The sequence below is a fragment of the Okeania sp. SIO3I5 genome, from assembly GCF_010672085.1.
GTDB lineage: Bacteria > Cyanobacteriota > Cyanobacteriia > Cyanobacteriales > Microcoleaceae > Trichodesmium.
Genome location: NZ_JAAHHT010000168.1, coordinates 1 through 12,872, shown reverse-complemented (window position 1 = coordinate 12,872; position 12,872 = coordinate 1). Strand labels below are relative to the sequence as shown.

The 12,872-nt window shown below is 40.1% G+C and carries 11 protein-coding genes; 3 read left to right on the top strand and 8 right to left on the bottom strand.

Features of this window, described 5'->3' with window-relative positions; all coding sequences use genetic code 11:
• The 4 genes from F6K40_RS28110 to F6K40_RS28095 all read right to left on the bottom strand — a co-directional run.
• On the bottom strand, positions 1-596 hold a 596-nt coding region (locus F6K40_RS28110), incomplete at its 3' end, for a Uma2 family endonuclease (protein WP_293140473.1).
• Between the two features lie 105 nt (positions 597-701).
• A complete protein-coding gene (locus tag F6K40_RS28105) occupies positions 702-1,550 on the bottom strand; it encodes a Uma2 family endonuclease (protein ID WP_293140471.1) in 849 nt (282 codons plus the stop codon).
• 409 nt (positions 1,551-1,959) lie between these two features.
• On the bottom strand, positions 1,960-3,294 hold the full coding sequence (locus F6K40_RS28100; RefSeq protein ID WP_293140469.1) for a cytosine deaminase: 1,335 nt from the start codon (positions 3,292-3,294) through the stop codon (positions 1,960-1,962).
• Positions 3,295-3,462: 168 nt separating this feature from the next.
• The gene (locus tag F6K40_RS28095) at positions 3,463-3,588 is read right to left on the bottom strand and encodes a hypothetical protein (RefSeq protein ID WP_293140467.1); all 126 of its coding nucleotides are present in this window, start codon (positions 3,586-3,588) and stop codon (positions 3,463-3,465) included.
• A 57-nt stretch (positions 3,589-3,645) separates the two neighbouring features.
• Here F6K40_RS28095 and F6K40_RS28090 point away from each other — a divergent pair, with 57 nt between their 5' ends.
• A complete protein-coding gene (locus F6K40_RS28090; RefSeq protein WP_293140465.1) occupies positions 3,646-4,404 on the top strand; it encodes a DUF561 domain-containing protein in 759 nt (252 codons plus the stop codon).
• Positions 4,405-4,601: 197 nt separating this feature from the next.
• On the opposite strand, the gene F6K40_RS28085 is transcribed toward F6K40_RS28090, so the two are convergent.
• The 3 genes from F6K40_RS28085 to F6K40_RS28075 all read right to left on the bottom strand — a co-directional run bounded on the left by F6K40_RS28085 (position 4,602) and on the right by F6K40_RS28075 (position 7,392).
• Positions 4,602-5,360 (bottom strand): hypothetical protein, encoded by a 759-nt coding sequence (locus F6K40_RS28085; protein ID WP_293140463.1) that lies wholly within the window; start codon positions 5,358-5,360, stop codon positions 4,602-4,604.
• A 198-nt stretch (positions 5,361-5,558) separates the two neighbouring features.
• Complete coding sequence (locus tag F6K40_RS28080) at positions 5,559-6,305, bottom strand: glutamine amidotransferase (RefSeq protein WP_293140461.1); 747 nt, start codon at positions 6,303-6,305, stop codon at positions 5,559-5,561.
• Between the two features lie 103 nt (positions 6,306-6,408).
• Entirely contained in the window at positions 6,409-7,392 is a 984-nt protein-coding gene (locus F6K40_RS28075; RefSeq protein WP_293140459.1) for a diiron oxygenase, read from the bottom strand.
• Positions 7,393-8,674: 1,282 nt separating this feature from the next.
• Here F6K40_RS28075 and F6K40_RS28070 point away from each other — a divergent pair.
• Positions 8,675-8,830, top strand: a complete 156-nt coding sequence (locus F6K40_RS28070) for a hypothetical protein (protein ID WP_293140457.1) — start codon at positions 8,675-8,677, stop codon at positions 8,828-8,830.
• Between the two features lie 611 nt (positions 8,831-9,441).
• Here the strand turns inward: F6K40_RS28070 and F6K40_RS28065 are convergent.
• Positions 9,442-11,340, bottom strand: coding sequence for an LVIVD repeat-containing protein (locus tag F6K40_RS28065; RefSeq protein ID WP_293140455.1), 1,899 nt, complete (start codon positions 11,338-11,340; stop codon positions 9,442-9,444).
• 613 nt (positions 11,341-11,953) lie between these two features.
• On the opposite strand from F6K40_RS28065, the gene F6K40_RS28060 reads away from it, so the two are divergent.
• The gene (locus tag F6K40_RS28060; RefSeq protein ID WP_293140454.1) at positions 11,954-12,514 is read left to right on the top strand and encodes a Uma2 family endonuclease; all 561 of its coding nucleotides are present in this window, start codon (positions 11,954-11,956) and stop codon (positions 12,512-12,514) included.
• Positions 12,515-12,872: the final 358 nt, after the last annotated feature.

Below are 12,872 nucleotides of genomic sequence, written 5' to 3'. Positions count from 1 at the left end.
TGTTCAGCACGTTGTCGCTCTTCTTCCCTAGCTTGGTCTAATTCTACAGGAGTCAGAAATTTTCTCCCATCTGGTCGATATATTTCCAAAGTTTCTGGTGTAATTTGAAAGCGAATACCTAAACGGGGACTCACCCAACCATCTACTTCTTCGATTGTTCTTAAGGTTTCCCCAACTCTAATGTAACCTGTAAAATTTATACGATCAGGGTCATAAACATAATATTCTTCAACTCCATAATCATCATAAGATTGTAGTTTCTTCCTCATTTCCTTGGGAGTGTTTCCTGGAGACAAAATCTCAAATACCACCTGGGGTGCAATATTTTCCTCTTCCCACTGTTTATAAGAGCCGCGATCGCCTTTAGGTCGGCCAAAAACCACCATTGCATCGGGAGCAATACGAGTTTTATTGTTGCCTTCCACGGGATACCAGAGCAAGTCTCCAGCTACAAATATATCAGGAATTTTGGCAAATAACATTTCCAGGTTTTCTTTGATAGTAACTATCCAGCGAAATTGTTTTGTATTATCTGACATTGGTTTACCGTCACTATCTGGGTAAATAATTTCTGGTTTGGTATACATTTGAGTCATCAGTTGTTAGTTGTTAGTGCAAAACTTGTATGGTGCGTATTTATTGTAACGCACCATTACATAAGTGTCAGTCCACTAGACTAATTTTGGTAAATTAGCTAAAACCTACAAGATTTCATTGGGGTCAATACCTCTTTCTCTGAGTAATTCTGCTAGTCGGTCAGCAAGTTGCCGTTCCTGTTGAGCAAGTTGTTGTTCTGCTTGTTCAGCACGTTGCCGTTCTTGTTCAGCACGTTGTTCTGCTTGTTCAGCACGTTGCCGTTCCTGTTCAGTACGTTGTTCTGCTTGTTCAGCACGTTGCCGTTCCTGTTCAGTACGTTGTTCTGCTTGTTCAGCACGTTGCCGTTCCTGTTCAGCACGTTGTCGCTCTTCTTCCCTAGCTTGGTCTAATTCTACAGGAGTCAGAAATTTTCTCCCATCTGGTCGATATATTTCCAAAGTTTCTGGTGTAATTTGAAAGCGAATACCTAAACGGGGACTCACCCAACCATCTACTTCTTCGATTGTTCTTAAGGTTTCCCCAACTCTAATGTAACCTGTAAAATTTATACGATCAGGGTCATAAACATAATATTCTTCAACTCCATAATCATCATAAGATTGTAGTTTCTTCCTCATTTCCTTGGGAGTGTTTCCTGGAGACAAAATTTCAAATACCACCTGGGGTGCAATATTTTCCTCTTCCCACTGTTTATAAGAGCCGCGATCGCCTTTGGGTCGGCCAAAAACCACCATTGCATCAGGAGCAATACGAGTTTTATTATTGCCTTCCACAGGATACCAGAGCAAGTCTCCAGCTACAAATACATCAGGAATTTTGGCAAATAACATTTCCAGGTTTTCTTTAATAGTGACTATCCAGCGAAATTGTTTTGTATTATCTGACATTGGTTTACCGTCACTATCTGGGTAAATAATTTCTGGTTTGTTATCGGTAGTTAATTCTTTTACCATACTATGTCATTTCACTTGTCAGTTATAGCGCTACGCGCTAGGGAATAGGGAATAGGGAATAGGGAATAGTAAACTGTCAAAGAGTTTCAGGATTTAGAAATGTCCTAATCTTTGCTTCGACTGCTATATCAGCAAAATTTGTAGTAGACTGACACACCTTAAATGATGCATTAGAAAAAAATAGTCAAACCTTGCTATAACAAGAATTATACCAAAAAAGCTACTTAATAATTAATAATTAATAATTAATAATTAATAATTACCTCTTTTGTAATAGAAGGATTGGCTAAAAGGTTTTTTTTGTTCTCTTGGTCGATTGAATATGGTAAGGTTTTCTCCCCATCCATCGACCGCTTTTTCTCCTTGAAAGGAGAGGCTTTAAACCTGAATTTTTTGGTGAATTTTTCTCCTATTCAAACAAACTATCTAATTCACAATAATCAGGCAAAGTTGTATCAATAATTCGACCGTTTCTCAATACAACTCTATCATGTTGAGACCGTGACAAAAGTTCGCTAAAATTCCTACCTTTAAACAGAATTAAATCGGCAGACAACCCAACTCGAATTCTGCCAATATTAGGCAAACCAATTAAATCGGCAGGAGTCTTAGTAACAGCGCAAGGCCAATCCCCATAAGGCATATCTAAATGAGCAATTCTCACCGACATATTAAATACTTCCAAAACATCATGGTCACCAAATCCAAAAAACGGGTCGCGACAATTATCACTGCCAAGAGCAACAGAAATTCCCTGTTTTTTTAACTCATGTAATAAAGTCACACCCCGCCATCTCGGAGTATAATTATCTTGCCGATTTTGGAGATAAAGATTACACATTGGCAGACTGACAATACTAATACCAGCTTCCTTAACTAACTCCAGAGTTTCTGTTACTTTTTCTGGAGTTTGTACAGCCAAACTACAACAATGTCCGCAGATAATTTCCCCTGAAAATTGATGACTAATTGCCTTCTCAGCAACCTTGTGTAAAACCCTAGAATTAGGATCTCCATTTTCATCAGTATGTAAGTCTAAATTTAATTGTCTTTCCTTCGCCAGACTAAATAATTTATCTAATTGATTATCTACATCTGAATTCATAAATGGAACTGCTCCTAATATTCCACCAATATCGGCAATTTTATCCGCTAATTTTTCTCCCGCTTCAGTAAGATAATAATCCCCAGTCACCAAAGAAACAGGTTGTAATATTAATCTATCTTTCCACTCTTTTTGTAATGTTTGAAATACCTCCAAACTAATATTTGCCTGTTCTGCAAAACAGTCAAGATGAGTGCGAATAGCTTTTGTGCCATGAGCATAACTGCATTTGAGACCAAATTCCATCCGACGATAAATATCTTCAGCATTCCAATATTTTCCCGCATCCAAAGCACCCGCATCTATCGCACCATTAAAACTACCATCTTCGTTAGGCGATCGCACCCAAATATGTCCTTTATCTAGATGAGTGTGCATATCCACAAAACATGGCCACACCATACCACCTTTCAGGTCAACTGTAGGAATGTCCCCAGTTGTCAGAAAAGGCAAATCTGCTGAAGACTGGACAATTTGTGTGATGACTCCCTGTTTAATTTCTATATCTACTAAAGAAAGATTTTCCCTAGTTTGACTTGGTATCTCTAAGTCAGTTTCTATAAGACACACAGGTACATGAGCATTTTTTAACCAATAGTTATAAGTATCAGGGATTACTGAAAATTGTTGATTGTTCATATATGGAAATCTTAAATGGGTTGTCAAATTTTATCGTAGGGGTTTGGTTTCCAAATCCTATCTTACCTTGGGTTTGGAGACCAAACTCCTACACTAACTTCCCGCAGTTCCCACCCTCCCCACGCTTCCTAGGTTGTGGCACAATAATTGGGTTTAGAGACCAAACCCCTACATTAACTTCCCACTTTCCCCACACTTCCCACACTTCCTAGGTTGTGGCACAATAATTGGGTTTGGAGACCAAACCCCTACACTAACTTCCCACACTCCCCACACTTCCCACACTTCCCACACTCCCTAGCTTGTGGCACAATAATGTAGAGAAAATTATCAGCGAAAGGACTAAGTTAAATGATGACTGAATCTAGATTACAGACTGCATTAAACAATGGCCAAGCTCTAAAAGTGATTAGTGGTTTGACTAATTTTGATAAAGATAGAGTTGCAGCAACAGTTAAAGCTGCTACTTTGGGTGGAGCAACCTTCCTTGATATTGCTGCCGATCCTAATTTAGTAGAAATGGCACGCAGTTTAACTAATTTGCCTATTTGTGTTTCTGCTATTGAACCTGCTAAATTTGTACCAGCAGTGGAAGCGGGTGCTGATTTAATTGAAATTGGTAACTATGAGGCATTCTACGCTCAAGGAATGCGCTTTGAAGCAGAGGAAGTTTTGCAGTTAACTCAAGAAACTCGCGAACTTTTGCCTAATATTACTCTTTCTGTAACTGTTCCCCATCTTTTAGAGTTAGATCGCCAAGTACAACTAGCAACCGAGTTAGTAAAAGCAGGTGCTGATATTATTCAAACTGAAGGTGCTGTCAGTGCTAAACCTACTCACCCTGGAACTTTGGGTTTAATTGAAAAAGCTGCTCCTACCATAGCAGCAGCTTATGAAATTTCTCGTGCTGTAACTGTACCTGTATTGTGTGCTTCTGGTATTTCTAATGTTACTGCTCCCTTAGCGATCGCTGCTGGTGCTGCTGGCGTTGGTGTGGGTTCTGCTATTAATAAGCTGAATGATGAAGTGGCGATGATCGCTGCTGTTCGGAGTTTGGTGGAAGCTTTGGCAACTGTTAGTCATGTAAAAGCAGATGCAATTTCTGTTTAATTAGCTGCGCTTGAGGAGTTTTCAGGTGAATGAACCACATTAAAAAATCATAACTCAGTAGGGACGTTGTATTAAACATTAAGTAGGGACGCTCGCATTTTTGTTATGCAACGTCCCTATTTAATAGTTCTAGAGTGCCTGTTGTGGAATTTCCTGCTGTATCGGCGATCGCTCTTTTAAACCCCTCACCAATAATTTTACTGCTGTGCCACAGAATAAGGAAGACTCAAATCTCCAGAACTTACACTATAAACCTTGTAAACCCCAAGCATTGGTCTGTTTTTATCAGAAGTATTAACCTCCATATAAGCGGTAACAGCATCAAACTGAAAATCCTTTTTGCCATTGACTCTCCTCAGTGGAATCAAAACTTTTAGAGAATTTTTATTAGCAACAACTTCAAAACCAGGAGAGTCGATATACATCGGCATTCCTGGATTAGTCGGAGGCAAAACTACACTAGCATCTTCTTTGCGAAATTCCTTGACTGCAAGTCCACCTGCTACTTGCTCATTAGGAGCTAAGATCACCCAGTGAGTATGAAAAATGCGACCATCATTTTCAAAATCACCATCATTATTTTCATCCCAAAGAGGGGTGTCATCAAAGTCGGGATGAGTAGTGACAGCTAAAGCAACAATTCCCTCTGTTTTACCAAAACCTACATCTTCAGATGAAAGTGTAGTCGGAAAAACATAACCTAAAACGGGCGCACCATCTAATTTACCTACAGATGTTGGCATTGTTTCGCCAATAGTACCTTTAACCTGTTGTTCAAAAACTAAAAGTTCTAAATCTTTGATGTATTTAACATTGGTGGAACTAATTTCGACATCAGCAGAGCTGGCAATAGGTGTAACTTGATGTTTAGGCTGTGCTTTAACCCTTGTAGATAGAGCCAAAGTTAATCCTAGAGCAATCACACAGACGAGACGAACTATTTTTTTGATATTCATGTTAATTTCCCAAAATGACAAAAGAAGTAGGACTAAAGCCATGCGAACCCAGAAACCCAGTTTCTCGTAGATGTTTATTGTCAAAAACAATGATTTACCGTAGAAACCGGGTTTCTTTGCGTAAGTCCTGAGAAGTAAGAAAGGAAAATCTGTAGTGGTAGTTTGACAACAGCAACTACCACATAGGCAACAAGTGAATTAAACCAACACAGGAGAATGCTCTGTTAAGACCTCTTCATTTTCTACTTGAGTTAACCAAGCTTGCCAAAATAGTTTCGCCTGAGTTTCCAACTTCTGGCTATATTTCCCAGTATCGAGACGTAACTTGCCGACAGTCACATTAGGTGTAGAAGCAATCTCACAAGCATGGCCAATAAACCAATGTTCTAATCCAGAAGTTGTCACTTCCGGGTGAAACTGCAACGCTAGAGCAGACTTTCCCCAGGCAAAAGCTTGATTTTGATAAGCAACACTCGCAGCTAAATGCACCGCACCGTCGGGCAAATCAAAAGTATCACCGTGCCAATGCAATACCGCCGTTTCCTCTGGAGCTAGATATTGGAGTGGAGAATTTTCACCAGACTCAGTTATTTGTATAGGAGACCAACCAATTTCTTTTCCATTATTTCCTGGATAAACTTTCGCTCCCAAAGCTCGCGCCATCAGTTGCGCTCCCAGACAAATTCCTAATGTGGGTTTATTATTAGCTAGACGTTGTTTAAGTAAATCTAACTCATCACTGAGAAAAGGATAATCTTGTTCGTCATAAGCTCCGATTGGACCCCCCAGAATTATTACTAGGTCTGGAGTTAAGGGGTTGATTCGATCTAGAAAACCCGGAGCAGCTTCTAAATACTCGATCGCATATCCTTTTTCTTGAAGTACAACATCGAGACTGCCGAGATTTTCAAAAGCAATGTGTCTAATTGCGATAGCGTTTTTCATAGTAATAATTGTCTAAAGTGCAATCAAATCGAATTTGCTAGGGTAAAGGTCATCTCAAATAGTGAGATGACCTTGAATTTTTCTAGCTAGAAAACCCCCCTAGTTATTTGAGCAAACCTTGTCTGGCAAAACTATCAATACCTTTTTGTGAGTCGAGAACACCTAACTCTTTAGCTAGTAAAACCACTGCAGAATAATCAATGCGACTTAAATTTACCTCATCAGTCACAGCACAATCAGCAATAACTTCGCGGGTTTTTGAGAAACCAAGATATTCGAGCATTGTTTGCCACACTTCTAATTCTGAGTTAGCAAACCAGCGCACTGCTTTAGGAAGGATATCAGCAAAAAACTCTTGCTGTTGCGGACTCAACTCACTGTAAATACATTTCGCTAGATTTATAAAAATACTATGGTGAGCCATTTCATCCTGTCTGTGAGTATCAACTATCAGGCGATTCATTGGTTGAATATTAGTATCCTTGGCTAATAAATTTAGGTAGTCGCTAATGAACACTTCCGAAACAGTAGCGGTAACAATTTGAACCAAGATTTTTTGCCAACGTTCAGAATACTTAGCTTTTTCGAGAGTCATTTGTTTGACTAAGTTAAAGCTAGGCAACTTGAGTGACTCTAGTCCACGCTTCTCTCGTGTAATTCGGCAAGCTTGCATTACCAGCAATATATGATAAGCTTCATCAACAAGGGTATCGCTAGCAATTTCTCGCCCTATTCCATCGTCAGATCCTGGCACTTCCTGATAGATGATGTGACTACAAGCAGGAGAAATAACCTTCGATTCAATATCAACAGTTTTCTCATTGTAAGCTATCCAACCACAGGAGAGAATTTGTTTCTGCATCTCTGGTGGTGCTTCCAAGAATGCAGGATGGTCTTTAAAGGGTAACAGATCTATTCGGAACTCATCTCTAGCGCTGTCGAATACTAGCTCTGAGTTGTTTTCAAAATTCTGTTTTTTGGCTTGTACAACTTTAGCACGACGAGACCAATTACTCGCCATTTTGCTGAGTAGTTTGCGACTTTGAGAAGTTTTTTGAGTACCAGGAATGGATGCAGTTAAAGTCATGGTTAATTCTCCTAAAATATATTAGATATCTCCGGAAATTAAGATTTAACAACCTTTGTAAGTAGTTTCAGCTAGATTATCGGAGATGTCTGTTGTTGATTTAGATCATGTTCGGATCAACACTAACTATAAAGTCATTGCGACTAGAACGGAGTGGCAGGAAGCAATCTCAGGGATTTAACTTTCCTGGCGGGAAGTCCCGCGCTCTCCCGCAGGGGAGCGTCGGGATGAAAGCCTGGGCCCGGATTCGGATACCTTCATAAGCTAAACGTTTATATGCCCTTGACACTTTTAGGAGCATTTTGTTATTATCAATGTCAAAACAGGGGGAGGACATCACCTCTGTCTAAACAGCGGTCAGGGTTTCCCAGACTGAAGAATCCCTATGAGTCCCGTAAGGGCAACGTCGGGAGTATGTCAAGATATAGCATTTCCCAAGCTAGTGAGGTACAGCTCTGGAGATCCCCCCTAACCCCCCTTGAGAAGGGGGGAACTCGAAGTCCCCCTTTTTAAGGGGGATTTAGGGGGATCATTAATGTACCTCACGCCTACTGAAAACTACTATATCTCTTCCATTTATATCCTAATCATAACTATTCAACCGAACATGATATTACTGTGGTAAATTAATTGTTGAGGTAGATGCACTGAAGACAGGTTTGACGCAAGGCTGTTTCAAAGCGTGGAACAGTAAAATTGACCACGCATTTGCCGATTTTTCAGTCAATCAGCCTCCCTTTGGCTCTGACTAAAATGCTGAAAAGTCAACTTTTAATCAGAAATTCAAAGTCTCCATCCCCGTGTTTCCGCGTCTATCAAGAATGAAACAGCCTTGCTCATTGGGGGGAGTGAGTTTTGGAGGTATGTTTCGGTGGCTAGAGTATAGGAAGTAGAATGCCTAAACTGTTAAACCGACTTGTCTTTTGAGGTCGTCTCTTTGTTTTGCTGATGAGACTCAGCAGTAGCAAATAGTGGAAACTATAGCTGCACCCATGATGTAGGATTTTGTTTTGTACAATCTTTGCCATGGTTCGTTTTTGATGATTTTTATTTTGCCTTCATCTGCATATTTGCGTGTCGGTATTAAGATTTAGAGCAACTACTTCTACAGCCTTCCTAAGTAGAACATAACTCATATAGTCTTTGTTTACTTATATTGTATATGATAGCAAGTCAAAAATACTTTGTCAACCCCTCTCGTTGTAATTTCTCATCAACCATCCACCTGAAAACTAGGTTTTTCTGAGTCATATAGAACCCATTTGGTATCTATTATTGGGAAGTGTGGGAAGTGTGGGAAGTGTGGGAGGTGTGGGAGGTGTGGGAAGTGTGGGAAGTGTCGGAGGTGTGGGAAGTGTGGGAAGATGGAGGCATTTTTCTACTTTTTTCCCCTATTTTATTTCTCCATCTCCTGACTTCCCCTCCTGGGAGGGGTTAGGGGTGGGTTGACTCCTGACTCATTTGCCAAAAAGCCTCACTTTCCCGAGATACCAAATGGCTTCTATAAAATCCGTTAGTATCAGTATCAGGACTTACGCAAAATAGTGAATCATATACCAGGTGTAGGGGCGAACGGCCGTTCGCCCCTACTAGATATAGTGGTTATGCGTAAGTCCTGAGTATAAAAAAACAGAGAAACCAATGCTGTACAAAACTAGCATTGACTTCCCACAAACCCGGTTTCTTATAATTATTAGGACTTACGCAGAGACTCTACATATAAGGAGGGCGAATACCATTCGCCCCTACAAATGCTGCTTTAAAAGTCAATTTGCGTAAGTCCTAAATTATATAAAATCCTGATAATTACTATAGCCTACATCACTGCGATTGGAACAGAGTAGAAGGAAGCAATCTCCTCAACATAAGAAATTGCTTCCTATTGCCGCTGCTTTTGACTGTTAAAGCGGATTTGATATTATAGCACTACGCATTAAGGGCGCGGACATTTCTAAATCCTGTTTGCGCAGCATGACCTAGGAAAAGCCTTTAAAAGTCTACTGTTCCCTGTTCCCTGTTCCCTATTCCCTAGCGCGTAGCGCTATAATACTAACGGTATCGGCCCGCAGTGAAACCACCGTGAGGCATATTTAATCCATCCAATGAGCTAAATACTTTCTCAACTTCATCAGTTTCAGTATCAATCTTGACAATGTAGTTGGAAGCATAACTCGCAACAAAGACAGAACTCTCATCGGGAGTCACATTCAAACCGTGAGCAATAGCAAAATCTGCTGGTAACTCTTCACCTGGTTTCAAACGCTTCATAAACTGAGGTTGATTAATATTGCTAATATCATAAACCGAGATATAACCATCATCCCCAAAGCTACTATCGAGAGAGTCTTCCTCGGCAACATAGAGCTTGTTCCCAGCAATTCCGAGGTCTGATGGAGAACGGAAAATACCACTTTCATCAGCAGTATTTGCAGTTCCCACAACTCGCTCTGCTGTACCTTCAAAAGTATCAAGTAACCACAAACTCGGACCGACAATATTTTGTCCCTCTGGAGTTAAGGAAGTGGGACCAAACTGCATGGATGCAGTAAAGGCATAGCGATCGTCTACCCAAACGGTATAGTGGGTGAATGCACCATTGCCTTCTGGAGAGGTTAATTCTATGGAATTTCGGAGATTGAGATTACCATTTCCATCTACAGAATAGATTTCAATATCATCATCATCATAGTAATAACCTGTACCTAAAGCTACGGTACCAGAGGGATTGAAAGTGACCCCATGAGTTTGATTGGTAGCTTCACCAAATTCAAAGCTATCTCCTGGCAAGAATTCGTTTGTACTGCGGTCAAATCCCCGAATTTTATTATCTGTCCATTGAGTGAGATAGCCGTAAGATGAGCCTGGTAACCAGGTTGTTCCATGAGCTTGAGTATTAGCAGGTTGGGTCCAGCTACCAATGGGTTGGCTCGGATCTACCTGGATGGGAACGTTATATTCAGATGTCGTACCCACTGGTTCTAATATTAAGTTATCTAACACGGTCAGGTCGGCCGCATTATTAGACCAGTCAATACCGTTTATTCCTAGGGCGACTAAATTGGCAGGGTCAGTTTCTGAAGCATCAGTCGTGACATATACTATTTGTTCGTCTGGAGAGATCAAGACGTGCTGAGGTCGCCCACCAGGATAATTTTGGATGTTTTCCAGAGGTACTGATACTAGGTCGTTTGTTTTTGTGTTGATTAATCCTAATTCCCGCTCCATCATATTTACAAAACCGTAGAGATTTCGATCAAGATCGAAGTCTACGCTGAAAACTTGAGATGTCCTACCTATATCGTCTATAGAACGTAAATATAGGGTGTGTTGTCCTTCTGTTAACGCTCCACCATAGAGTTGTTCAAAATCTACTATATTTAATGAGAAGCTACCATCAGGGTTGAGTGCATCAGTGACATCTACGAAATTATTTCTGCGGGCAGTATCTAAACTGGCTTGGAGGTTTATATCTTGTATATTTCCGTCGTCAATGACAAATCCACTTACACTGGGGTCAGAAGTAATGCCATCGGTATTTGTACCTCCATTAAGGATAGTGTCGTTAGCTAGAAAGGCGCTAATTTCTGGACGCCTGTTGTTAGAGTTAAACAGAGATGATAAGAGTTCAAAAATGGCTTCACTTGTTAGGGGTTCAAAAATGGCTTCACCTGTTAGGGGATCAATGCTAGGTTCTTCTATATTTGCCTCATTATTTGAGGGGGGAGCGTTGTCGAACAACTGCTGACTGAACAGGATGTTATCAATGGGATTCGGGGTTTCTTGCCAGGGATAATTGTTATCAACATCAGGTATTATGGCATTAGAGTTGTCTCCACTTGGAGGTGGTTGAATTCCGGAAACCGTGATATAATCTGTTTCGGGAATAAAGGACTGATTGTCTATTCCTAGGTTCTGGGTTAAGTCTACGTTGGTTTCTTCTGTAAACATAGCTTTGATCTATTTTGTTTGTGCTTAGAACTTTGTGTATTGAGGAAAGTACTGTTTTTCTCACAGGACTTACGCAAAACACGAAATCACACACCAACCATATGTAGGGGCGAATGGCATTCGCCCTCTACTCTACAGGTAGCGTATTATCTAGGAGTTTGCGTAAGTCCTGCTCAGTGAAAATCAGTACCCATCAAATTTTTGTCATGGTGGCGCTGGTGAATGTCTAAAACTTTGACTTAATCTTCATAATCTAAATTTACCAATATTCTTGTCAATGATCAAGCTTAAGATCGACAACTTTTTTGGCAAAATTCAACAAATCCTAAAACTAAGTGATAGCAAAGCATTCACCGCAACCTCGACGAAGATATTTTCAGGCATTGTCGATCTTCGACAAGATTAGGAATGAGTATGATCTGATACCGCCTATTAGGAATGAGTATGATACGATACCCCCTATTGCTAGACAAGGACGAAGCCACAGATGCACAGATAAATATCCCTACATCCGTTGCCTAATCTGTGTCTAGCCCCCCGTTTGTTATCAGAACAGTCGGTTCTATGCAATACTTCTCAAACACCTTCTTATAACTAATAACTAATAACTGAAATGACAAGCCTTACCAAATGGACAGTAGAAGATTATCATCGTATGATAGATGTAGGGATAATAAAAAATCGTAAAGTGGAGTTAATTAATGGAGAAATTATTAATATGAGTCCAGAAGGACCAGTTCATCGTTTTATAAATCATAGAGCAGTTAAATATTTACGTCATATTTTAGGAAATCTTGCAGAAGTAATGGAAGCACATCCTATTACTTTAATTAACTCTGAACCAGAACCAGATATTACTATTGTTCGTTATCCCGATACATTATATTTAGATCGTCATCCTTCTGGGAAAGATATTTACTGGATTATTGAAATTGCTGATAGTACATTACAAAAAGATTTAGGAACTAAAAAGACATTATATGCCAGTTCAGGAATAGAAGAATATTGGGTAATTGATATTGCTAAAAAAAATTTCAAAGTATTTCGCAATCTGATGAATAATGAATATCAAATTGAACAAAACTATCAAGATGGAGTTGTTTTTTCCCTAGCGTTTCCTTCAGTAGAAATTTCTGTCAAAAAAATAATTGGATTTGATGAAAGGGATATTTAAAGCAGTTTTTTAACATAAGAAGTACAATTTTAGATCCCAGATCCCCCCTAACCCCCCTTGATAAGGGGGGAACCTTCAAAGTCCCCCTTTTTAAGGGGGATTTAGGGGGATCGTGAATGTACCTCATAACTATAGGAATTGCTATAGACAAGATACTTGACATACTCCCGACGTTGCCCTTACGGGACTAATAGGGATTCTTCAGTCTGGGAAACCCTGACCGCTGCGCATGACAGAGGTGATGTCCTCCCCCTGTGTTGACATTGATAATAACAAAATTCTCCTAGCTTGTGTCTTGGGCCTATGAATGTTTAGCTTATGAAGGTATCCGAATCCTGGCCCTGGCTTTCATCCCGAC

What these genes read in the sequence shown, in the direction of transcription:
- F6K40_RS28105 (WP_293140471.1), bottom strand. Translation starts at nt 1,550, where the DNA reads ATGGTAAAAGAATTAACTACCGATAACAAACCAGAAATTATTTACCCA.
- F6K40_RS28100 (WP_293140469.1), bottom strand. Translation starts at nt 3,294, where the DNA reads ATGAACAATCAACAATTTTCAGTAATCCCTGATACTTATAACTATTGG.
- F6K40_RS28090 (WP_293140465.1), top strand. Translation starts at nt 3,646, where the DNA reads ATGATGACTGAATCTAGATTACAGACTGCATTAAACAATGGCCAAGCT.
- F6K40_RS28085 (WP_293140463.1), bottom strand. Translation starts at nt 5,360, where the DNA reads ATGAATATCAAAAAAATAGTTCGTCTCGTCTGTGTGATTGCTCTAGGA.
- F6K40_RS28080 (WP_293140461.1), bottom strand. Translation starts at nt 6,305, where the DNA reads ATGAAAAACGCTATCGCAATTAGACACATTGCTTTTGAAAATCTCGGC.
- F6K40_RS28075 (WP_293140459.1), bottom strand. Translation starts at nt 7,392, where the DNA reads ATGACTTTAACTGCATCCATTCCTGGTACTCAAAAAACTTCTCAAAGT.
- F6K40_RS28065 (WP_293140455.1), bottom strand. Translation starts at nt 11,340, where the DNA reads ATGTTTACAGAAGAAACCAACGTAGACTTAACCCAGAACCTAGGAATA.
- F6K40_RS28060 (WP_293140454.1), top strand. Translation starts at nt 11,954, where the DNA reads ATGACAAGCCTTACCAAATGGACAGTAGAAGATTATCATCGTATGATA.